The organism is Novosphingobium sp. BL-S-19, assembly GCF_055521675.1.
Genome location: NZ_CM145498.1, coordinates 809,821 through 830,717, shown reverse-complemented (window position 1 = coordinate 830,717; position 20,897 = coordinate 809,821). Strand labels below are relative to the sequence as shown.

Genomic DNA, 20,897 nt, shown 5'->3' with positions numbered 1-20,897 from the left:
TACACTGCGTGCTCTGGTCGAAAGCGACTCAGAGATTTCCTTCCAGCCCCGGATCAGGGGACACGGCTGCTGGACAGGACCCGGGGTGACCGTCTCCGCCGAACGGCTTCGTGCCGCGCGGTGGGGACGCGGAGCGGGTTCGGAAGAGCAGTGTCCCTCTCTTTCGAGCCCGCTCCGCAATATTCGGCCCATGCCTTCGATCGCGTTTCGCCCGCCCGCTGTTTCCGCGGCGCCGCGATGCCTCGAATTCGCCGCGGAATCGTGGCAAGGGCGCTGCCATGACGCCGCCCCGCCTTACCAACCGAATCGGCATGCCCCTGGCGATCCAGATGATCGCCATCCTTGTCTGCGCACTGATCGGCGCCCAGCTGGTGACGCTGGCCCTGACCGTCGTCCTGCCACCCAGCCCGGCTGCGCGCTGGAACATGGACGAAGTCGCTGCCGCGCTCAGCGGCAGCGAAGGCGGAGACCGGAGCGAGCGGCTGGAACGCAAGACGATGATCGGCCCGCCCGACGTTACCGGACAAGGCTGGCTGGTCTCCGAATCCTCACGCGAGGCACTGGCCACCCGCCTTGGCCGTGCCCGCACGGACGTGGTGCTGGCCTTCTATACCCAGCTTCCTGTCGGCGGCGTTGCCGTGCCGAGCGGATCGCGCTCCCCACTGGCGCTGCGCGACAATCCGGCCGCGCCTTCCGCGCTTTCGACCATGCTGGTGGGCAAGGCCGATGCCCAGTCGATCCCCGGCGGCCCGCCCGCAGGTGGCATGCCCGGCCCGTCCGGAATGCCCGGCGGCCATTTCCCCGGCGGGCAATTCCCCGGCGGACGCCCCGGCGGCCAGATGCCGGGCGGACACATTCCCGGCGGCCGAATGCCCGGCGTCCATGTTCCCGGTGGCCAAGGCCCGGGCGGACACGCCGGCGGCCAGCCCGGCAATCCTGGTGCCGGCCGTCCCGGCGGTAACCAACCGGGCGCTCCGTCTGGCGGAACCGGCGGGTCCACTTCGCCGGGAACGGGCGCGGGAGCCGGAACAGGAACCGGCACCGGAACCGGAACCGGCGGCAATTGGGGCAGCGGCACTCCGGGCTCGCTTCCCGGCCAGGGCGTAGGCCAGGGCACCGGCCAGCCCGGCGGGATCGAGGGCATCCGCCCCGGCGGCAACGCCGGCTTCGGCGGCGCATTCGGACGCCCGGGCGGCCAGATTCCGCTGTTCCCGGCCATGAACGACCTCCCCCGCATCACTTTGCCGCCACAGGCGACGGCAACGCCGGTGGCCGCCCCCAGCCCCGCCGAAACGGCAACCGTCCCGCGCACCGTTTCGATGCCGACGCAAGCCCCCATCGCCATCGCGATCCCTACGCCCACGCCGCAAGTGACGCTCTCGCCCGCCGCACCGGCGGCCGCGACGGTGGCTCCGCTGCCGGCCGTGCCGGGCACGCCGCAGCCGATCCCGTTCCGCCATGCCACCGGCAACATCTTCGCGCTGACTTCCCCTCCGTTCATTGAGGGCGACTTCGTGGCAGCCCTGCGGCGGAGCGACGGCCAATGGGTCGCCGTGGCCCCCCGCGCCGAACCGTTCCCCAATGCCTGGCAGAAGCGGGTGATGCTGTGGTTCGCCTTGAGCCTGGCGATCATCAGCCCGTTCGCCTGGCTGTTCGCGCGGCGTATCGTGGTTCCCTTGCGCGACTTCGCCCATGCGGCGGAGCAGCTGGGCCGCGATCCTTCGGCCACGATCCTGCCGCTTTCCGGCCCGGCCGAGATCGGCCGCGCCGCCAATGCCTTCAACCAGATGCGCAACCGCCTGCGCGCCTTCGTGGACGATCGCACCGCCATGGTCGGCGCGATCAGCCATGACTTGCGCACACCGCTGACGCGCCTGCGCTTCCGGATCGAGGACGTGCCCGACGAACAGCGCGACGGGCTGCTGAAGGAAGTGACCGAGATGGAAGCGATGATCAGTCAGGTCATCGGCTTCATCCGCGACGCCTCCACCCCCGGCCCGCGCGAACGGACGGACTTTGCCGAACTGATCGCCAGCAGCGTGGCCGATGCCCGCCTGGTCGGCGGTGACGTAACGATCGAACGCAACACCCATATCCCGGTGGACGTGGACCCAGTGGGCATCCGCCGCCTGCTCGACAACCTGCTGGAAAACGCCGTGAAGTACGGCGAATGCGCGAAGGTGCGCGTCAGCCTGAACGAGGGCGAGGCGGTGGCCGAAATCGTCGACACCGGCCCGGGCATTCCCGAGGAAGAATACGATCGCGCATTCGAACCGTTCTACCGCACCGATTCCGCCCGCAAATCCGGCCAGCGCGGATCGGGGCTGGGCCTCGCGGTATGCCGCTCGATCGCGCGTGCGCATGGCGGCGATGTCAGCTTTGCCCATGCGGGCGACGGCTTCGTCGTGCGCCTTGCCGTCCCCGCCGCCTACGACCAGAGCCTCAAGGCCGTAGCCTGATGAACCCAACTTTTGCGGCACGCCCGCTGCTGGCGGGCATGGCGGCGGCATTCGTGATGGCGGGCCCTGCGTTGGCGCAGGACGAGACGGCTCCCGTGGTGACGACGACGATCGGCGATACCGCGCAGAAGGCGGATGCAGCGGCGCCCGACGCGCAGGCCTCCCCCGCTACTTCCACCGCCGACACCGCACCGAAGCTCTGGAGCCTGGCCGCCGCCGCCGGCATCAGCAATCGCGATGATGGGCCCAACGGATCGTGGCAATCGCTGGCGCTGACCCGGCAGATCGGGCGCGGCTATCTGCGCGGATCGCTGATGCGCTATCACGGCACCCTACTGCAGGCCGATACCGCGCTGCCGTCCGACTATCTGGTCGGCACGATCGGCGGCGGCGGCAATTTCGACAATTGGGTGGTGGATGGCTGGGCCAGCTATGGCTGGCAGGACTATGGCCGCATCAGCACCGATGCCGGCAAGCGCGCCAGCACCGGTGCCAAGGGCAGCCCCTACTATTCGCTGGGCGGCGATTTCGGCCGGGTTCTGCCGCTGGGCAACCGCCTGTTCGCGACGCCCACGATGACGATGTCCTATGCCCACGGCCGGCTGCTTCACCCCGCGCCCGAGGAAGCCGGCGTCGTCGATCTGGAAACCAACGAGCCCACCTGGAACGCGGCCGCGACGATGCGCATCGATCATGCCTTCGGCCGCGAAGGCAAACAATACGTCGGGCTTTCGATCGCCCGCGCCTGGACCAGCAATGCAGTGTCCGAAGTGCTGGTGCGCAGCCGGGAAGATGCGATCAAAGCGGAACTCACCGGCGTGATGCCCGCGCGGCATATCGACGATGGCTGGTGGGAAGTGGGCGCCACCGCCAACATGCGGATCACCGACAGTCTGGGCCTGGATATCTACGCCACGCGCAGCTTCGACGCGCTGGCCGGCAATACGACCTCCGCAGGCATTTCACTGCGGCAGTCTTTTTAGAGCAAATTCCGATCCGACTGCGTCGGCTCGGCTGCTCTAAATTATTGGTTGGACGCGTTTTCCGAGTCATCAGGTGATTCCACCTGATTAGAAAACGCTCTAGACATGCCTGGAAATTCTTTGCGCGCGCACGCACGCCGCGCTCGCTGCGTAGATCCATCGCGACCAAAAGAGGACTACTTGCACATCGCAAGGAACGTTGCGGTGACATAAAATCGCTCACCAGGAAGCACAGGCCTTTCGGCAGCAAACCGGGACCGAAACCGTAGCCACGGCGAGGGGCGCGTTTTTTGCGGATTTCTGGGATCTTGCGACCCGATTATCGGCACCAAACCGTAGCAGAATGAGTTTGGGGGACCATCTTGCGATGATCCCCCAACATTCTCAATCGCTTGAGAAGCGATGACGCCTAAAATAAAACTCGAAAAAATCACTATCTTAATTATATTTATCTAACCTGTCGCCACATAGACAAATCAGCATCATTATTGATGCCAAAATGTTTTCACATATAAGTTAAAATTCTAGAAGGAGATTTCCGAAATCCAGAACGTTATTTCGACTATCCCATAATTACTAAAACTTCAAGATTGATAGGCCTTCAATCATGCTAGAAATCTGATCCTCAGCATACAGCCGTGGATCAGCGCGGAGCACGGCGGACGATCCAGCGGCTCTCTCCAGCCAAGCTCTCGCCAACTGCGACCATCCAGCTTTGCCTATCCGAATGTGAGCTGATGGCGCCCACAGTCACCCAGCTTCAGCGAAATCCGGGTGTCCAGAAAACGCTGGGCGATTTCAATTGCCGTCAACAGATGGCCGCTTGGTTTCACGGTCGTGAAGGTTCCCCCGCCCGCAAGGGCAAACGGGAGGAGCAACTGATCAGCAAGGTATGGCCCTGCGAATGCGCCCGACGCGACGTAGCCTTTGAGCCGCCGCGCCGCCGTCTTTGCCAGACGCTCTGCGGGAACGCCGAGTTGTCCGAATCCGCTGGCGATTTCGGTCACCGCGTCCTTGCGCGCCTCGATCATCAGAATGATCCCCGGCCCCTGATCGGCCGGCAGCTCGCGCAGTGAGAAGGCTTCCTCCGGCCAATCCGGAAAATCCTTGCGGAGCCGCGCCATCATTCGCAGGGCGATTTCGCCGGGCAGACCCGCGAACACCACCTGAGCCGAGGCATTGCTCAAATCACCGGATTCAAGGCACTCGATCGGGCCAAGTGGGCCAGGCGTGATATCCACTTCGATACGGCCGCCGCCGCGCGGGTAGAAACCATGCCGCACCAGCCGGGCCGCCACCTTGGGCCCCATTCGGTTGATGACCGGCAGGAAGGTTCGCTCGATGAAATCGAACGGCGGTGCGAGCATGTTGTGGGTGCCGCCTTCCAGCACCAGCCGCGAAGGCCGGTCGGCCATAACCAGAGGCATCAGCACGGTCTGGAGGACCAGACCGGTGCTGCCCGCCGTGCCCACCGAGAAATGGTATTCGCCCGGCTCGACCCGGCCCGGCCGGAACTCGATTTCTTGCGAGCCGACCTCAAGGCCCTGCACATCGGCATTGCCGATCCGCGCCGCAGCGTCGATCGCGGTTACATGTTGGCGCATCAGGCCGGGCTTCGAGCGATTTCCGCGCACCTTGGTGATGCGGAAAGGCTTTCCGGTGACGAGCGAGAGCGCGCAGGAATTGCGCACGACCTGCCCGCCACCCTCGCCTTCGGATCCATCGATTTCGATCATGAGTTTACTAAGTCCAGAAAAATGTCTTCCGCCGTCCGGAATGCGTCGGACGGCATGGGTCGCTCGGGCAATTCGCCCCCGCGCCCCAGCTCGTCGCGGATCAGAGCGTCGAGTTCGGGATAGCGCCGGGCATTGCCCTGCTCTCGCGTTTCGCGCTTGGCTGCGACGAGATCCTCGATCATCGCCACAGTGGCGAATGAAAGATCGGTCACCGCCATGAGCTGCTGGAGATTCATCGGCGGCCGCCGCGACGGATCAAGCCGCAAGGCACGGATCGCGAGCGCCGGACGAAGCGCATAAAAATAGCGCTTCACGGGCACCGGCGCCTCGTCTTCGGGCCAACGATCCACCGCATTGCGGCCAAGACTGGCATAGTGCCGGGCAACGCCGCGCGGGTCGAAAACCATGTCTGCTAAGGCCGCCACCCGCGTCATCGCCGGATGGTCCGCGCGATAGCGGATTGGCGATTGCAGCCACTCACTGCCAGTCGCGTTCGACTTCAGCATCAGACCAAGCAGCTTGCGCAGATCCCAGCCGTTGACGTCGATCTCGTCGACGATGGGCCGCTCGACCACGTCGCGCGGCGGCCGCAGCGCCAAATAGGCATCGCGGGCCCGCACATAGACAAAGCGCACATCGTAGTCGCTGTCGGGCGAGGGAAAGCCCCAGGCCCGCGAGCCCGATTCCACCGCCAGCAACAGGTGCGCACCGTCGTCCGCCTCGATTGCGGCAAGGCGCCGGTCGATTTCAGCCTTTACGGTCGGGTCGATTGGCCCGGTCACGGTATTCACTCCATTCGATTTCGGGTGCGTTGGCCCGCGTGAAGGGATCACCCCTTCACGCAGACCACCTGCTTCAAGGTATGGACGATCTCGACGAGGTCGGCCTGGGCCGCCATCACCGCCTCGATCGGCTTGTAGGCGCGCGGCGTCTCATCGATGACGCCCGCATCCTTGCGGCATTCGACGCCGGCCGTGTCAGCCACATGCTCGGCCAGTGACACTTGCCGCTTGGCCTCGTTGCGGCTCATCACCCGCCCAGCCCCGTGCGAGCAGCTGTGGAAGCTCTCCGGGTTGCCGAGCCCGCGCACGATGAAGCTCTTCGCGCCCATCGAACCCGGGATGATCCCCAAGGTGCCCTTGGCGGCCCGCACCGCACCCTTGCGGGTAACCAGCACGTTTTCACCGAAGTGGTTTTCCCGCGTCACATAGTTGTGATGGCAGTTCACAGCCTCCAGTTCGGCATCGAAAGGCTTGGCGATCTTCAGACGCAGCGCGGCGATGACTTGCGCCATCATCATGCGCCGGTTGAGCGCCGCGAAGTCCTGCGCCCATTCCACCGCCTCGACATAGTCGTCGAAGTGATCGGTTCCTTCCGGAAAGTAGGCAAGGTCCTCGTCCGGCAGGTTGATATGCCACTTGCGCATATCCTGCTTGGCCAGTTCGATGAAGAACGTGCCGATGGCGTTGCCGACCCCGCGCGAGCCCGAATGCAGCATAATCCAGACCCGCGCCTCCTCGTCGAGGCAAAGCTCGATGAAGTGGTTGCCCGTCCCCAGCGTGCCGAGATGCGTGAGGTTGTTGGTGTTCTTCAGACGCGGGTGCTTGTCGCACAGCCGTTCGAAACGCACGGCAAGCGTCGCCCAGGCCTCGACAATGGCGGGCGGCGGAGAACCCCACGAACCGTGGTCGCGCTTGCCGCGCCCAACTACGCGCCCGTGCGGCACCGCCTGCTCGATGGCCGAACGGATGCCGTCCAGACTGTCCGGCAGGTCATGCGCCATCAGCGAAGTACGCGCGGCCATCATGCCGCAGCCGATGTCAACGCCGACAGCCGCCGGGATCACTGCCCCTTTGGTCGGGATAACCGATCCCACGGTGGCGCCAATACCGACATGCACGTCGGGCATGGCCGCCACATGGCGGAAGATGAACGGCATCTTCGAGGCGGCGGCAAGCTGGTCCTTCGCCTTCTCGTCCACGGGCACGCCGCGGGTCCACATCTTGATGGGCACGCCGCCTTCGACCTGCCGGAATTCGAAACTGGTGTCGGTCATGGCCGATCTCCTTGAAAATACGTCATAGGTGCCGGCGACGAGGTTTGGCGAGACATCCCGGTGAAATCCTTTCGGCTTCATCCGGGGCGGAATCGAACCGCTCGGCCTTTCGGCCTTTACCGATGTAGTCCCGCCGGCATTCGCCAGCGTTGGATTGGGTCACGGCGACGAGGATTGGGAAGGACATTGCCCACAAGGGGCGCCGCTCTACCGCTAAGCTACAGGCCCGCCGAATGGTGGACCTGGCGGGATTCGAACCCGCGCCTGCATCGTGACAGGATGTAGTCCTTGCCCGGCATTCGCCGTGAAAAATGGGTCGGCCGTGGCGACGAGAAATGGCGAGACGCGGTCCTTAAGCTACATGGCAAGGCGGGATTCGAACCCGCATCTCCCTTCTCCATCCCATCGCGAAGAAGGGACGGATCGGGGCGCTTTACTCGTCGGACCTATGTGTGGAGCCAATGTAGTCCCACCGGCATTCGCCACGGCCTGAAGGGATGCATCCCGGCGACGAGGTATGGCAAAGACCGCTCTACCAGCTGAGCTACCGTCCGTTTCCGAACGGGCAGGAGTCGAACCTGCGACACGTGTAGTCCTTGCCGCATTCGCCGAGAATGCAATCGCTTCGTTTCTTCAAACCTCCGTTTCGTTCACGATTTCGACCCAGTCGCGCGTCTGCCCGGAGGCGAAACGCGCCATTGCGTCGAAGACCGCATCGGTGAAGCCGCCGACATTCAGGATGTCCGCCCGGCTTTTTGCCTGCGTGGTGCCGTAAGGCGCGATGTCGATGCAGATCAGCTTCGCGCCCGGGTTGCGGGCCTTCAGCCGGCTCCACTCGTCCATCGTCGCCGTGGCGCCGTGCCGTGAGGGATCGACCCAGGACTCGTTATCCGAGACGATCACCACGGTATCGACCTTCGCCCGCTCACGATTGAGCAGAGCCAGCGGTGCCGAGACATTGGTGCCGCCCCCGCAAATCCCGGCCAGCTTCGCGGCATTCACCGCGACGCGGGCCTTAGGATCGAGCTTCAGCGAAACCACGTTGAACTCGAAAGGCAGTACGCGGGCCTGACGGTTGCCGCGCAGCATCGCCGCCGCGACCAGCGCCGCAACATCGATACACCGCACTTTCGAACTCGCGCCCTTGCGATAGCCGGTGACCGGCGACGACATCGAGCCCGAGACGTCGGGACAGACCACGACATTGCCGGCAAGGACCGGAACCTTCGCAAGCGAAGCTTCCAGCGCCTTTTCCAGCGCCGCCTGCACCTCCAGCGGCACGCCATCCCCTACCTGCCCCATGGCGACCATGAGTTGGTATGGCATGACCCGCGCACGGGAGAGCGCCTCGACATCGCCGAGCCGGCTGGCCACCGCCTCGCTCACCCCCGGCACCGTGAAGGCGCCGTTGCGGGCAAGCGTGTTCAGGTTCATGCGCAGCGCCTGCCAGCCCATCCGTCCGGCCAATTCGCCCCACTGCTCCGCAGAGAGCGAGTGCGCGGTCAGCCATTCGAACGGCACCGGGGGCAGCGGCAGCGAGGTATCCCGCTTCCACGCCTCGAACGCGGTGATTTCGGCCGGCAGCGCGGCGGTGTCGTAGGGCTTGCCGATCAGCCAGCCGTAAAACGCGCGCCGCTCTGCCGACGCCGGCGCCGGGTGAACCATCTTGACGATATCCGCCAGAGAGGGGTCGTTGCCAGTTGCCGCCGCCATCAGGCGCTGCATCGATGCTGCCTCCAGCCACTCGCGCACGAGCCGCTTGGGACGCGAACCCAGCGAACGCCGCCCGACCTGCCCGGAGCGCATGATCTGCACAAAAGTGCGCAGCATGCGGCCGTTGTCGATCACGCGCCCGAAAACGCGGGGCGCAAGATCGGGATCGGCCGTGGTCAGGTAGGCCGTCAGCAAAGCCGGCATATCCTTCATCGCGCCGGACTTGCGGGCATAGACCGCAGCCTTCGCCACAAACTCGGGCGAAATGTCCGCAGCGGCAGCCAGCACATCGGCAAGCTGCGCTTCGGCGCCGGAGTAGAACCCGTCGGACAGCGAACCGGTGGCGGCCAGCTGAGCGAGCTTCGCTTCGGGACCATAGGCATAAGCCACGCCGCCTGCATGGTTCACCACATCGGCGCGCGGCAGAAACCGCGAAGCGGTGCCAGCAAAGAGGCGCTTGAGAGCCATGGTTGCAATTCCTTGTTCCGGGAGTGGAGGCAGCCGGCCCATTCCGGCCGCCCCGCTTTCCCGCTTCATCGTGCCGGAGTGTTCGACCGCTCCGACGGAACAGTAATTGCAGGCACCGTGCCAAATTCGATTTTGCGCCGAAGAAAAATTTGAAAATCCCGGAAATCTGCCAAATTTCCAGAGTCCGTCGCCGCTCCTGCCTGATATTGCCAAAAGATGGCGACCTAGATTTGTATCTATTTATATAAACTGATATCCAATCATATATGCGATCAACTACCGTCATCGGTTTCCTCGGCTCCACGCTTGATGCGTCCAAGTTCGGCCCCTCGCGCTGGATGAAGTGGCGCCCCTCGGTGGCGCTGGCCATGCATGAAGACTTGCGCGTCGACCGCTTCGTGATGATGCACGGCACGGGGCACAGCCGCCTTGCCGACTATGTCAGCGAGGATATCGCCTCCGTCTCACCCGAAACCACGGTCGAGCGCCACGTCGTCGATTTTCAGGACCCCTGGGATTTCGAGGAAGTCTACGGGAAGCTGCTGGATTTCACCCGCACCCTGAAGATCGACCCCGAAGCGGAAGACCTGCTGGTCCACATCACCACCGGCACCCACGTTGCGCAAATCTGCCTGTTCTTGCTGACCGAGGCACATTACCTGCCCGGCCGCCTGCTCCAGACACAGCCCAGCCGGCGCGAGGGCGGCACCGCACCGGGCACTTGGAGCGTGATCGATCTCGACCTGTCGCGCTATGATTCCATCGCCACCCGCTTCGCCGAAGACAGCCGGGAAAGCGCGTCATTCCTGAAGTCGGGAATCGAAACCCGCAACGCTGCCTTCAACGCGATGATCGAGGAAATCGAACAGGTCGCATCGCGTACCCGCGCGCCGATCCTGCTGATGGGACCGACCGGCGCCGGCAAGAGCCAGCTCGCCCGCCGCATCCACGACCTCAAGAAAGTGAAGCGGCAGGTCTCCGGTCCTTTCGTGGAGGTAAACTGCGCCACCTTGCGCGGCGACAGCGCAATGTCGGCCCTGTTCGGTCACAAGAAGGGCGCCTTCACCGGCGCCGCAGCCGACCGCGCCGGCCTGCTCCGCAGCGCCGATGGCGGGATGCTGTTCCTTGACGAGATCGGCGAACTCGGGCTGGACGAACAGGCGATGATCCTGCGCGCGATCGAGGACAAGCGCTTCCTGCCCGTGGGCGCCGACAGCGAGGCGTCCAGCGACTTTCAGCTTATCGCCGGCACCAACCGCGATCTGGCACGCTGCGTGGCGGACGGAACCTTTCGCGAGGACCTGTTTGCGCGTCTCAACCTCTGGACGTTCTCGCTGCCCGGCCTCGCCGACCGGCGCGAGGATATCGCCCCCAATCTGGACTACGAACTGGATCGCCACGCCGAGCGCGAAGGCGAAAGGATTTCGTTCAACAAGGAAGCGCGCGGCCGCTATCTGACCTTTGCGATGTCCCGAGAGGCACAATGGAACGGCAACTTCCGCGACCTCGCCGCGAGCGTCACGCGGATGGCAACTTTTGCGCCGAAAGGCCGCATCGATCTGGCGACGGTCGACAACGAAGTCGCCAGACTTGGGCGCCTCTGGTCAGGCAACACCGCCAACAGGGAGGTCGGACTGGCAACAGTCCTCGACGCGGCAAGACTGGACGAGATCGATCCCTTTGACCGCGTTCAGCTGGCCTACGTCGTGGAGACTTGCCGCGAGAGCACGTCGCTATCCGAGGCCGGACGACGCCTTTTCTCCGCCTCTCGCGCGCGCCGCAACAGCACCAATGATGCCGACCGGCTCAAGAAGTATCTAGCTCGCTTCGGGTTGGATTTCGCTACGCTGTAATGGACGATATTTGCGCACGCCGCATTCATCCTCGGAGCACGATAGACGATCAAACGCCCAATGGCGCAACTTGACCGTTAAGCAAGTGTCCAGTTCTGAAGCGCGAGGCTGGGATAGCCGCAACTCCCACGGCGGCGGCCGCGAGCAACTCTCGCCGTTCCGGCGAAGACCTCAAGGTCAACCAGACGGTGCGGCGCAAAGGCGGGTATCGAGGCATGAGCCTCGGCATCTGCCTCGTCTCAAACCGCATCCGTGGGATCATTCTCGGGCGAGAGCCCCTGCCTTTTCGAGTTGGTTGAGAGAACGCCTGCGCCGGAGGTGTGGATAAGGATCGGCGTCGTCCCCGTGCTGCTGGCGCGCTAAGACAAGCCGCGAACGATCGCAGCTGCGCTTGGTTGATGGTCGCAGTTTGCATTGTTCAGCACGACGTGCGCCGCTGCGGCTTCCCGGGAGATCAATTCGGTGTCGTCGAGACTGCCCAGCACCGGATTAATTCCCAGAGCGCACATAGCATCTGCATCTGCCCAGCGGCGAACAAGTACGGTGATGTCGAACCGGGCAAGGTAGCCACGTTCCAACATCAGATGGATGATGGATCCGGCGATGTACCCGGTGCCGCCGGTGACGAAAATCTTGACCTTGTCGGATTGGCCAGTTGTCATTGCCAACTCTCCGCTTGAGCGGCGTAGGACGCCGCCTACCAATGTCAAATAGTCGCACCCCGGTTCGGGAAGCGTAGGACGAAGATTGGGTTCAGCCGATCAACTGAAAACGGCAGGTCATGCCTGCTTCACGATCGGCAAGCGCTGCCTGATAGGCTGGCGAATTGCACCAAGCGAGCACCTGCTCGCGATCAGGAAAGCCGATGATCGCGCCGTTCTTCAATCCTGGCTCCCCCGCCAGCTGATGCCACGCGCCACTGGCAATGAATTCGCCGCAAAATTCTTTGATGGCCGGGCCGGCCTGCTTGGAGTAGCGATCCTTTGCGTCCGGATCCTTCACTTCCATTTCGACATTGACATAGGCTGCCATGATGATTTCTCCGGCACTACCGAAAATGGGGGCGTCATTTCTAACGACTTTCGGTTTCGGTAGGGGAATTTACATGTCGCCAAGTCGATGATGAAGGCATCGACTTCAAATCACACTGTTATTCGGTCGGCTAACAATACACTCCCGATTGTCGCTCAAAGCTGACGGAGCCGAGGAAGTTTGCGGCGATCTTGTCGTATCGTGTGGCGATGCGCCGCCATTACTTGAGCTTTGCAAAGAAGCCTTCGATACCCTAACGCTGTTTGTAGGCGATGAGGTCGTGCAGGCTGTCGGCATCATAGGCGCGATCGGCCAGCACCTTGCCGGCCGGGATGCCCCGGATCAGGTCGCAGGCCGGCGCCATGTCGTTTTGCTGGCCAGGGCCGAGGATGAAGCGGATCGGCAGGCCGAGGGCATCGACTACGGCGTGGATTTTGGTTCCGAACCCGCCTCTGGACCGGCCGAGCGCGCCAGCCACAGCAACGCATCGAGAAAACGCCTGCCGTCGCTACCCGGCCCCCGCTTGCCCTTACGCCCGCCAGGTACAAACTCCCGCGGCCGATCCCACTGATCATCCCGAAGAACCCCGCCTTCCACACCAGCCTCCAAAAGCCGGTGTTGAATCAGATACTCGAACTCATGTGAATCCCTAAAATGTCACTACGGCCTAGTGTAAGGTTACAAACTCTGGAATGAGCACGGTATTCATACTCCAGCACGAACCTCCTGAAACTGAAAGCATGATGGAGGACGTAAAATTCACCGGCGCCTACTCATCACGGGCAGCCGCACAGGCAGCAATTGAGCGCCTTCGAACCCAACCGGGATTTTGTGACGATCCTGAAGACTTCAGCATTGACGAGTATGAAATCGACAAAGACCATTGGAGAGACGGGTTTATATTCTGCTCGGAGTGATATCCGCTCCCTCCCACAGCCCGGCCGTAATGACGGTTTGCCCCTGGTTCACGAAACCGGAATGGCAAAATTGCAATATTTTCATCCGAAATCTGCCCGCCACTACCACCGCCATAGCGGACTGGTCGGCTTAAGCGTAAAGCGATAACATGCAGCCACAGACGAACGATAAATCCCGCATCTGCCTAAACTTCGCCGAGGATGGGTTGACGGCATACTGCAATCGAGAGGCCCTTATCGATCTTCGCAATCAATTGGATTGGCTTATTTCGTCGCCACCCGAAAAGTATTACCACTGCCACGTCCTGATGGCCCTTGAAAATGATGCCAGCAAGTTTGACGGCAAAAGGCCCCGGAATGCAGGCGTGAAGTTCTCGGAGGGTGTCGAACGGATGAAGGATAAGGATCTTGCAGGCGGAGAATGCGTGGATTTGACTTTCGTGGTCGTTCCCGAAGAGGCTCTCGACGACATGCAGCAGCATCAAGAGCCAGGCTTCGAATTCCGCAGCTAACCCCGCCCCGAACTAATTGAGGGCCTTCCCTCAAGCCTGAAACACCACCTTGGTCCCTGCCGAAACCATCTGCGCCAGCCTTGCCGCATCCCAATTGGTCAAGCGCACGCAGCCGTGGCTTTCGGTCTTGCCGATGTTCTGCGGTTCCGGCGTGCCGTGGATGCCGTAGTGCTCCTTGGACAAGTCCAGCCAGACCACGCCCACCGGCCCATTCGGCCCCGGCGGCAGCAGCTTGTCCTTGGCGTTCTTCTTGGCATCCCAGAACAAGTCCGGATTGAAGTGATAGTCGGGATTGCGCGCCTCTCCCACGATCTTCCAGGCGCCGAGCGGCAGCGGATCGTGGCCGCTGCCGGTGGTGACGGGGAACTGCGCGATCAGGCGGTTCTGCGCGTCGTAGGCACGGAGCGCGCCGTCGGACTTGTCGACGACCAGATGATCGGCGCGCGGCTGGTCGCCGGCGATGCCCAGACGCACCAGCGTGTCGGACCAGCCGGTCTTGTCGTCCGGAATCGAAACCGGCGCAGCATCGGGGATGTCGGGCACGCGGATCGCCCTGCCCGCACCCAGCACAGTGCCGGGGCCGTTGAGTTCCAGCAGCATTTCGGGCGAGGTGTGGAACCGTTCGGCCAGAGCCTCGCTCATGCTGCGATAGCCGAGATGGTCGAACTTGGCCTGCCCGGCCATGTCCTTGGGCAGATCGGGATAGAACGGCCCGCGCGCGAAGGCGATGGGGATCAGTACCTTACGCGTGCCGGATCCGCCCAGCCCGGCGAACAGCGCCTGCTGCGTGGCGGGATCGAGCTTGCCGCTTTCGGGCAAGTCGCGGGCCTGCTGGAATCCCCGCAGCGCCAGCGCATAGGCGGCGCTCTGCTTGCCGTCGATCACGCCGGGCGAAAAGCCGCGCCGGTCCAGCGCGACTTGCGCGCGCAACACGGGATTGTTCGGCGCCCCTTTGTCATCGCCCGCATCGGCGAAAGCCAAGGGGGCGGCAGCGGATGCGGAGGCCGTCTGCGACGGCGCGGCATCCGTCTCGCGCCGCTCCGATCCGCAGGCGGACAGCAGGGTAAGGATGGTCAGCGAGACGGGGAGAAAAGGCTTCAAGCGACACCGTGATTTTGCTGGTTCGGGTGATGGCTAAACGCCCGAACGGCCTTACGGCTGCAAAATACACCTCGGTCAGAGGTGAAACCTTTTCGGATTGGAAAGCGCCGGCGAGGCCCGCTGCGGGGGGATGGGAGAGAGGTACAGGCCTCGCCAGCGCCTGAGCTTCACCGAGACGGCGGAGGGAGGAGGCCCCGGAGAAGCTGCAATGCCAAACTATGATTCGTCCGGCGGAGGGGCAAGGGGAGCGCGGTGCCCGATCGGCAAACCTGTCTCGCCAGCGGGACAGGTTTGGTCGATTCCGGACCGATCAGGCGGTGAGCCCCACCCGGTCCATCCGGCGATAGAACGTCGCGCGGCCGATTCCCAGCAGCCGGGCTGCAGCGGAGACATTGCCTCCAGCCCGCGCCAGCGCCTGACGCAGCACGGTGCGGTCGCCATCGTCGAACCCGCCCGCGGCCGGCTGGCCCAGAATGTCGCCCAGCGGCCGTGGATCCAGCGCGCCGCCGATCTCAAGCCGCAACCTTCGCCGCGCCGCGCGGGTGGCGCCGATCACCAGATCATCCCGGTCCACGGCCAGCAGCGCCGGGCCGCTGCCCGCGCGCTCTCCGGGGGCCAGCACGATCCGCGCATCGGCAAAGCGGTGGCAGAACACCTCGCGCTCGATCGAACGGGCGGCATCCTGCACCAGCGCGGCCACCAGCAACGCCATCGGCTCGTCCAGATCGCGGCGCGCGCTGGAAACGTTCAGCGCGGCCATGACCTGCCCGTCCGGATCGAAGACCGGCGCCGCCATGCAGGAAACCCCGGTGTTGCGGCTGGCAAAGTGCTCGTCACGCCGGATCGTCACCGCGCGCTGTTCCACCAGACAGGTACCGATGCCGTTAGTGCCCTGCCGCGCCTCGCTCCATCCCGCGCCGATCGCCAGACCGTGGGCCACGAAAACGTCCTGCTCCGCATCGCTGGCCCGCATGTCCAGCACCACGCCATCGCCATTGGCCAGCAGCAGACAGGCTCCGCTCCGCCCGACGCTGCCGAACAGCGCATCGATCACGGGTTTGGCGATCAAGGGAAGCTCTCCGCTGGCTTCGCGGATCATCGCTATCGACGCCGCGCCCAATCGCTCCGCAGCACGCAAGTTATCGGGATCCAGCCCATAGTGCAGCGCGGAGCGGCACCAGGATGCCGCCACAGGCGACAGGGCGGCCGCGGTTTCGGACCGCACCGTGCGAAGGACAATTTCACCGTGACGGAAACCCTCTGCCGCCATCGCTTTCCCCTGTTCCGGACGTGGAATCTACCTGCATTTCAACGCCCCGTCGATCATCCAATTGATCGGGAAAAACACTGAGATACGCGTCAGTTGGGAAGATTCTCGCGGAGGGGGTGCTGCGGCGGATCGCCTTTCCCGCAAGGCGCGCTTCGGCGGCGGCCATGCGATCGCCCATTGTCTCGGCCGGCCGCTTGCCATACCGGCGAGCGCGATGAAGAGGCTCGATTCCTTCCTCGCAGCGTCACTGGCGCGGATCGACGGCGCTGGGCAGCGGCGCGTGCTGCGCCCCGCCGCGCTTGCCGCCGCCGGGCGCATCCGGCGTGACGGACGCGAACTCGTCGATTTTTCCAGCAACGACTATCTCGGCCTGGCGAGTCATCCGCTGCTGGCGGAGCGTGCCGGCGAATGGGCACGCGACCACGGCGCGGGTTCCGGCGCATCGCGGCTGGTGACGGGCACCAGCCCGGCGCACCTTGCCCTGGAGGCGCGGATAGCCCGGTTCAAGCATGCGGAAGCCGCGCTGGTCTTCGCCAGCGGCTGGCAGGCCAATGCGGCGACTATCCCGGCGCTTATCGCCGCCATGCCCGGCGTCGCGGTGTTCGCGGACCGGCTGATCCATGCGAGCATGCATGCCGGCATCGCCATGTCCGGCGCGCGGCAGCATCGGTTCCGGCACAACGACCTCGACCATCTCGAACAGTTGCTCGCCAGCAAGGGCGTGGAAGCACCGGCGCGGCTGATCCTGACCGAGAGCGTGTTCTCGATGGACGGCGACCGTGCCGATGTGGTCCGCCTTGCCCAGATCGCCGAGAAGTACGACGCCGTGCTCTACATCGACGAGGCCCATGCGACCGGCGTGCTGGGCCCGGACGGCGCGGGCCTTTCCGCGCTCGCGCCGGGCAAGGTGGATGTGATCATGGGCACGTTCAGCAAGGCGCTGGGCGGGTTCGGCGCCTATATCGCCGGATCGCAAGTGCTGATCGACTACCTCGTCAACGCGGCGAGCGGGATGATCTTCACCACCGCGCCGCCGCCCGCCGTGCTGGGCGCGGTCGATGCCGCGCTGGATCTGGTGCCGACGATGGAGGCCGAGCGCGCGCACCTTTCCGCGCTGGGCGACCGGTTGCGTGCGGGGCTGGCAAAGCTGGGCTTGGATCACGGCGAGTCCTCTACCCAGATCGTGCCCGCCGTGATCGGCGCGGAAGCCGATGCCATGGCGCTCTCCCGCAAGCTGGAGGACGCGGGCTTCCTCGCCTCCGCGATCCGGCCGCCGACAGTGCCGCCCGGCACCAGCCGGTTACGCATCGCCCTACGCGCGACGCATTCCGAAAGCGATATCGACGCCCTGATCGCCGCTATCGAGGCGCATCGGTGAAGTTGCTTTACGCCCATGGCTGGGGTTTCGATCGAAGCTTCTGGCAGCCGCTCGCCGCACTGCTGGCCGATTTCGACAGCGTGATCGACGATCGCGGCTACTTCGGCGCGCCTTTGGCACCTGAAGTAGACGGCCCCTGCATCGCGGTGACGCACAGCTTCGGCACGATCCGCGTACTCAGCGATCCGCCGCCGAGCCTTGTGGGCGTGGTCGCCATCAACGGGTTCGCGCGCTTCACCGCGCCGCTCGGCCAGGCGGGCGTGCCGGTGCGCGTGGTCGAGCACATGATCCGCCGTTTCGGACAGATGCCGGCGGGCGTGCTCGCCAGCTTCCACCAGCAGATCGGCGGCACCGTGCCCGAGGGAAAGATCGACGCCGAGCTGCTCCGCCGCGACCTGCTGCGCCTGCGCGATGCCCGCGCGCCGCTGCCCAAGGTTCCGGTGATCTCGCTGCAAGGCGGTCAGGATCCGCTGCTGCCCGGCCGGATGCGCGCCACCACCTTCGAAGGCGGCGACGTCCGCCGGATCGAGAGTGAGGCAGGCGGCCATCTCCTGCCGATCCAGGACCCCGAACTCTGCGCCGAAGCGGTGCGCGGGCTGGCAGCCATGGTAACACCGGGCCTGCTGGCATGAACGTCCCGCGCGAGAAAGTCCGCCGCGCCTTCGCCGCCGCGCCCGACTATGACGGTCATGCCCGCGTGCAGCGCGAAGTGGCCGAAGCACTGGCCGCGCGGATCGCCACGCTGGACCTGCCTGAAGCGCCCCGCGTTTTGGAAATCGGCTGCGGCACCGGCTTTCTCACCGAGGCGCTGGGCAATGTCGGCATCGGCGGCGGCTGGCTGATTACCGACCTCGCGCCCGAGATGCTGGAGCGCTGCCGCGCCCGCCTTGGAGAGAATGCGCACCGCCGCTTCGCTGTGCTCGACGGCGAATATGGCGCCCCTGAAGGCGGGCCGTTCGACCTGATCTGTTCCAGCCTTGCCGTGCAGTGGTTCGACGATGCGCCCGCCGCGCTTGCCCGCATGGCCGGATGGCTGGCGCCCGGCGGACACCTGATGGTCACCACGCTCGGCCCCGGCAGCTTTGCCGAATGGCGCGCCGCCCATGCGGCCGAGGGGCTGAGCGCCGGAACCCCCGCTTTCGCGCCGGTCGAAGCGTTCACAGACTGCACCGTCACGGTCGAAAATCACGTGGAGCGCCACGAAGACCCTCTGGCCTTCCTACGCGGCCTCAAGGCCATCGGCGCGCAGGCGGCGGACGCCAATCACCGCCCGCTGACGCCGGGACAATTGCGCCGCACGCTGGGTCGATTTGCCCAAAGCGGATGCGAAGTGACTTACGAGGTCGTGACCTGTCACGTATGCCGCGCTAGTTGAGCGGCTTATGAGCACCATCATCGTAACCGGCACCGATACCGAAATCGGCAAGACCGTCTTCGCCGCCGCCCTCGCAGGCGCGCTGGGCGCGTATTACTGGAAGCCGGTGCAGGCCGGGCTGGAAGAAGACGGCGGTGATGCCGACCGCGTCGCCCGCCTCTCCGGCCTGCCGCGCGAAAAGGTGCTGGCGGAAGCCTATCGCCTCACCACCCCCTGCTCGCCCCATCGCGCAGCCGAGATCGATGGGGTGGAAATTGACCCCGCCCGCCTCGCCCTGCCGCGCGTCGATGGCCCGTTGGTGGTCGAAGGCGCAGGCGGCGCGCTGGTGCCGCTTTCGCGCAGCATGACCTATTCCGATCAGTTCGCGCGCTGGAACGCGCCGGTGATCGTGGTGGCGCGCACGGTGCTAGGCACGATCAACCACTCGCTACTGACCATCGAAGCGCTGCGCGCGCGCGGCGTCGAAGTGCTGGGCGTGGCCTTCGTCGGCGAGGCTCAGGAAGACAGCGAGGCGACGATCTGCGCGATGGGCAAAGTCCGCCGCCTGGGCCGCCTCCCACATGTCTCGCCGCTGACGCCCGAGGCGCTGCGCGAGGCGTTCGCCGCGAATTTCGACCTCAACGATTTCGTCGCGCAAACGGGGGCAGCATGACCTCTTCGATCTGGCATCCCTTCACCCAGCACGGCCTTCAGGAGCCAGTGCCGCTGGTCACCCGATCCGAAGGCGCGCTGTTGCACACGGCGGACGGGCGCGCGGTGGTGGACGCGATCTCCTCCTGGTGGGTGACGACGCACGGCCACTGCCACCCGCGCATCATGGGCGCGATTGCCGAGCAGGCGGGCAAGCTGGACCAGCTGATCTTCGCGGGCTGGACGCACGAACCCGCCGAGCAGGTCGCCGCGGGCCTGCGCGCGCTGATGCCCGAGAGCCTGACGCGCGTGTTCTTCTCGGATTCGGGCTCCACCAGTGTCGAAGTGGCGCTGAAGATGGCGCTCGGCTTCTGGCACTGGCGCGGCGAAAACCGCCACCGCATCGTGGTGATGGACCATTCCTACCACGGCGACACCATCGGCGCGATGTCCGTGGGCGCGCGCGGCGTGTTCAACCGGCCCTACGACCCGCTGCTGTTCGACGTGGGCCGCATCCCCTTCCCCGCCGCCGGTGCCGAGCAGGAAACGCTGGACGCGCTGGAGGCGCTCTGCCGCCAGCCGGATACCGCCGCGCTGATCGTCGAGCCGCTGGTGCTCGGATCCGGCGGGATGCTGTTCTACGGGCCGGAAACGCTCGCGGCGATGCGAGACATTTGCGCCAAGTACGGCGTGCTGTTCATCGCCGACGAAGTGATGACCGCATGGGGCCGCACCGGCACCTTGCTCGCCTGCGAACAGGCGGGCGTGGTGCCCGATATCCTCTGCCTGTCGAAAGGCCTGACCGGCGGCGCGATCCCGCTGGCGGTGACGATGGCCAGCGAGCCGATCTTCGAGGCGCATTACTCGACCGACCGGGCGCGGATGTTCTTCCATTCCTCCAGCTACACCGCCAACCCGATCGCTTGCGCGGCGGCGGCAGCGAACCTTGCCATCTGGCGCGAGGAGCCGGTGCTGGAACGCGTGAAGGCACTGGCTGAAAAGCAGGTGGCGTGGATCGAGAAGCTGGGCCGGTTCTGCCACTTCGACAATCCGCGCACGCTTGGCACCCTGGCCGCGCTGGACCTCAAGACCAGCGGCGAAACCGGGTACATGAGCGACCTTGCACCGCGCCTGATGGCCTTCTTCCGGGAACGCGACGTGCTTCTGCGTCCGCTGGGCAACACGGTCTACGTCATGCCGCCCTACTGCATCACCGACGACGAACTGGCCCGTGTATGGGATGCCATCGGTGAAGCGGTGATCTCCTTCTAACGCGGCAAACCAAAAAAGCCCCGCCTCGTCGCCCATTCGGGCGACCTAGATGAAGAAGTGTTCACCACTGCACAAAAGGTTCTGTCCAGCTTCCGACGAATCGGATACTCACTCGCGCGAATAATGCTTCTCGAATTCGACG

At 64.8% G+C, this 20,897-nt stretch carries 18 protein-coding genes and 1 pseudogene; 10 read left to right on the top strand and 9 right to left on the bottom strand.

The features are described 5' to 3' along the window. Window positions 1-278: 278 nt before the first annotated feature. Both ACZ1JV_RS12340 and ACZ1JV_RS12335 read left to right on the top strand, forming a co-directional pair. Window positions 279-2,459 carry an ATP-binding protein gene (locus tag ACZ1JV_RS12340; protein WP_465136089.1) on the top strand — a complete coding sequence of 727 codons (2,181 nt, stop codon included), beginning with the start codon at window positions 279-281 and terminating at the stop codon, window positions 2,457-2,459. Further along, entirely contained in the window at window positions 2,459-3,442 is a 984-nt protein-coding gene (locus ACZ1JV_RS12335) for an autotransporter domain-containing protein (RefSeq protein ID WP_465151775.1), read from the top strand. The genes ACZ1JV_RS12340 and ACZ1JV_RS12335 overlap by 1 nt, the downstream gene beginning before the upstream one ends. 719 nt (window positions 3,443-4,161) lie before the next feature. Here ACZ1JV_RS12335 and rtcA read toward each other — a convergent pair. From rtcA to ACZ1JV_RS12315, 4 genes are all read right to left on the bottom strand, one after another. Then, entirely contained in the window at window positions 4,162-5,178 is a 1,017-nt protein-coding gene (gene rtcA, locus ACZ1JV_RS12330; RefSeq protein WP_465151774.1) for an RNA 3'-terminal phosphate cyclase, read from the bottom strand. Further along, on the bottom strand, window positions 5,175-5,960 hold the full coding sequence (locus ACZ1JV_RS12325) for a nucleotidyltransferase domain-containing protein (protein ID WP_465151773.1): 786 nt from the start codon (window positions 5,958-5,960) through the stop codon (window positions 5,175-5,177). The genes rtcA and ACZ1JV_RS12325 overlap by 4 nt, the downstream gene beginning before the upstream one ends. Before the next feature lie 47 nt (window positions 5,961-6,007). Beyond that, window positions 6,008-7,234: an RtcB family protein gene (locus ACZ1JV_RS12320; RefSeq protein WP_465151772.1), complete on the bottom strand. Its 1,227-nt coding sequence runs from the start codon at window positions 7,232-7,234 to the stop codon at window positions 6,008-6,010. Between the two features lie 633 nt (window positions 7,235-7,867). After that, entirely contained in the window at window positions 7,868-9,415 is a 1,548-nt protein-coding gene (locus ACZ1JV_RS12315; protein WP_465151771.1) for a vWA domain-containing protein, read from the bottom strand. Between the two features lie 266 nt (window positions 9,416-9,681). Between ACZ1JV_RS12315 and rtcR the strand changes: the two genes are divergently transcribed. Then, a complete protein-coding gene (rtcR, locus tag ACZ1JV_RS12310; protein ID WP_465151770.1) occupies window positions 9,682-11,268 on the top strand; it encodes an RNA repair transcriptional activator RtcR in 1,587 nt (528 codons plus the stop codon). Between the two features lie 359 nt (window positions 11,269-11,627). On the opposite strand, the gene ACZ1JV_RS12305 is transcribed toward rtcR, so the two are convergent. The 3 genes and pseudogenes from ACZ1JV_RS12305 to ACZ1JV_RS12295 all read right to left on the bottom strand — a co-directional run bounded on the left by ACZ1JV_RS12305 (window position 11,628) and on the right by ACZ1JV_RS12295 (window position 12,897). After that, on the bottom strand, window positions 11,628-11,930 hold the full coding sequence (locus ACZ1JV_RS12305) for an NmrA family NAD(P)-binding protein (RefSeq protein ID WP_465151769.1): 303 nt from the start codon (window positions 11,928-11,930) through the stop codon (window positions 11,628-11,630). Window positions 11,931-12,021: 91 nt separating this feature from the next. Then, window positions 12,022-12,300 (bottom strand): DUF1330 domain-containing protein, encoded by a 279-nt coding sequence (locus ACZ1JV_RS12300; RefSeq protein ID WP_465151768.1) that lies wholly within the window; start codon window positions 12,298-12,300, stop codon window positions 12,022-12,024. Window positions 12,301-12,430: 130 nt separating this feature from the next. Beyond that, window positions 12,431-12,897: pseudogene (locus ACZ1JV_RS12295) on the bottom strand (transposase). A gap of 95 nt (window positions 12,898-12,992) precedes the next feature. Here ACZ1JV_RS12295 and ACZ1JV_RS12290 point away from each other — a divergent pair. Together ACZ1JV_RS12290 and ACZ1JV_RS12285 are read left to right on the top strand one after the other, a co-directional pair. Then, window positions 12,993-13,217 (top strand): DUF7336 domain-containing protein, encoded by a 225-nt coding sequence (locus ACZ1JV_RS12290; protein ID WP_465151767.1) that lies wholly within the window; start codon window positions 12,993-12,995, stop codon window positions 13,215-13,217. 149 nt (window positions 13,218-13,366) lie between these two features. Continuing rightward, on the top strand, window positions 13,367-13,729 hold the full coding sequence (locus tag ACZ1JV_RS12285; protein ID WP_465151766.1) for a hypothetical protein: 363 nt from the start codon (window positions 13,367-13,369) through the stop codon (window positions 13,727-13,729). A 30-nt stretch (window positions 13,730-13,759) separates the two neighbouring features. Here the strand turns inward: ACZ1JV_RS12285 and ACZ1JV_RS12280 are convergent, their stop codons facing one another. Both ACZ1JV_RS12280 and ACZ1JV_RS12275 read right to left on the bottom strand, forming a co-directional pair. Beyond that, on the bottom strand, window positions 13,760-14,830 hold the full coding sequence (locus ACZ1JV_RS12280; RefSeq protein WP_465151765.1) for a L,D-transpeptidase family protein: 1,071 nt from the start codon (window positions 14,828-14,830) through the stop codon (window positions 13,760-13,762). Between the two features lie 310 nt (window positions 14,831-15,140). Next, complete coding sequence (locus ACZ1JV_RS12275; protein WP_465151764.1) at window positions 15,141-16,100, bottom strand: GAF domain-containing protein; 960 nt, start codon at window positions 16,098-16,100, stop codon at window positions 15,141-15,143. Between the two features lie 214 nt (window positions 16,101-16,314). Between ACZ1JV_RS12275 and bioF the strand changes: the two genes are divergently transcribed. Genes bioF through ACZ1JV_RS12250 form a run of 5 tightly spaced genes read left to right on the top strand, consistent with a single transcriptional unit; the run spans window position 16,315 to window position 20,755 of the window. Further along, the gene (gene bioF, locus ACZ1JV_RS12270; protein WP_465151763.1) at window positions 16,315-17,478 is read left to right on the top strand and encodes an 8-amino-7-oxononanoate synthase; all 1,164 of its coding nucleotides are present in this window, start codon (window positions 16,315-16,317) and stop codon (window positions 17,476-17,478) included. Beyond that, a complete protein-coding gene (locus ACZ1JV_RS12265) occupies window positions 17,475-18,110 on the top strand; it encodes an alpha/beta fold hydrolase (protein WP_465151762.1) in 636 nt (211 codons plus the stop codon). The genes bioF and ACZ1JV_RS12265 overlap by 4 nt, the downstream gene beginning before the upstream one ends. Continuing rightward, window positions 18,107-18,853, top strand: a complete 747-nt coding sequence (locus ACZ1JV_RS12260) for a methyltransferase domain-containing protein (protein WP_465151761.1) — start codon at window positions 18,107-18,109, stop codon at window positions 18,851-18,853. The genes ACZ1JV_RS12265 and ACZ1JV_RS12260 overlap by 4 nt, the downstream gene beginning before the upstream one ends. Window positions 18,854-18,860: 7 nt before the next feature. Then, window positions 18,861-19,505: a dethiobiotin synthase gene (gene bioD / locus ACZ1JV_RS12255; RefSeq protein WP_465151760.1), complete on the top strand. Its 645-nt coding sequence runs from the start codon at window positions 18,861-18,863 to the stop codon at window positions 19,503-19,505. Then, entirely contained in the window at window positions 19,502-20,755 is a 1,254-nt protein-coding gene (locus tag ACZ1JV_RS12250; RefSeq protein WP_465151759.1) for an adenosylmethionine--8-amino-7-oxononanoate transaminase, read from the top strand. Before bioD ends, ACZ1JV_RS12250 begins: the two co-directional genes overlap by 4 nt. Window positions 20,756-20,897: the final 142 nt, after the last annotated feature.

Coding starts and splice junctions, on each gene's coding strand:
- ACZ1JV_RS12260 (WP_465151761.1), top strand. CDS start 18,107: ATGAACGTCCCGCGCGAGAAAGTCCGCCGCGCCTTCGCCGCCGCGCCC.
- ACZ1JV_RS12335 (WP_465151775.1), top strand. CDS start 2,459: ATGAACCCAACTTTTGCGGCACGCCCGCTGCTGGCGGGCATGGCGGCG.
- ACZ1JV_RS12275 (WP_465151764.1), bottom strand. CDS start 16,100: ATGGCGGCAGAGGGTTTCCGTCACGGTGAAATTGTCCTTCGCACGGTG.
- bioF (WP_465151763.1), top strand. CDS start 16,315: ATGAAGAGGCTCGATTCCTTCCTCGCAGCGTCACTGGCGCGGATCGAC.
- ACZ1JV_RS12290 (WP_465151767.1), top strand. CDS start 12,993: ATGAGCACGGTATTCATACTCCAGCACGAACCTCCTGAAACTGAAAGC.
- ACZ1JV_RS12250 (WP_465151759.1), top strand. CDS start 19,502: ATGACCTCTTCGATCTGGCATCCCTTCACCCAGCACGGCCTTCAGGAG.
- ACZ1JV_RS12320 (WP_465151772.1), bottom strand. CDS start 7,234: ATGACCGACACCAGTTTCGAATTCCGGCAGGTCGAAGGCGGCGTGCCC.
- ACZ1JV_RS12315 (WP_465151771.1), bottom strand. CDS start 9,415: ATGGCTCTCAAGCGCCTCTTTGCTGGCACCGCTTCGCGGTTTCTGCCG.
- bioD (WP_465151760.1), top strand. CDS start 18,861: ATGAGCACCATCATCGTAACCGGCACCGATACCGAAATCGGCAAGACC.
- ACZ1JV_RS12340 (WP_465136089.1), top strand. CDS start 279: ATGACGCCGCCCCGCCTTACCAACCGAATCGGCATGCCCCTGGCGATC.
- ACZ1JV_RS12305 (WP_465151769.1), bottom strand. CDS start 11,930: ATGACAACTGGCCAATCCGACAAGGTCAAGATTTTCGTCACCGGCGGC.
- ACZ1JV_RS12300 (WP_465151768.1), bottom strand. CDS start 12,300: ATGGCAGCCTATGTCAATGTCGAAATGGAAGTGAAGGATCCGGACGCA.
- rtcA (WP_465151774.1), bottom strand. CDS start 5,178: ATGATCGAAATCGATGGATCCGAAGGCGAGGGTGGCGGGCAGGTCGTG.
- ACZ1JV_RS12285 (WP_465151766.1), top strand. CDS start 13,367: ATGCAGCCACAGACGAACGATAAATCCCGCATCTGCCTAAACTTCGCC.
- rtcR (WP_465151770.1), top strand. CDS start 9,682: ATGCGATCAACTACCGTCATCGGTTTCCTCGGCTCCACGCTTGATGCG.